This is a genomic window from Oleiphilus sp. HI0066, from assembly GCF_001635725.1.
The window spans coordinates 1-315 of the sequence record NZ_LWFH01000827.1; the positions used below are offsets into that span (position 1 = coordinate 1).

The following is a 315-nucleotide window of genomic DNA, read 5'->3' on the forward strand; positions in this document are numbered from 1 at the left end:
GATACGATACAAAGGAGGCATCGCAACATAGATATGACCAGCTTCAACGAGTGGTTTGAAGTGGCGTACAAATAGAGCACATAAAAGTGTCGCGATATGAAGACCATCAGAGTCCGCATCAGCAAGAATGCAAATCTTGCCATAACGCAATCCTTCTAGATTATCTGATCCTGGATCCACGCCCACTGCGACAGCAATATCATGGACTTCTTGGGAGGCAAGAATTTCGGCAGAATCTACTTCCCAGGTATTAAGTATCTTACCGCGAAGCGGCATGATGGCTTGATACTCACGATCTCGTGCTTGTTTTGCGGA

General features: G+C 46.0%; 1 protein-coding gene. It reads right to left on the reverse strand.

Going from position 1 to position 315, the window contains the following annotated elements; translation table 11 throughout:
• The coding region (locus A3738_RS09745; protein WP_231876604.1) for a toprim domain-containing protein at positions 1–315 on the reverse strand (315 nt) is incomplete at both ends.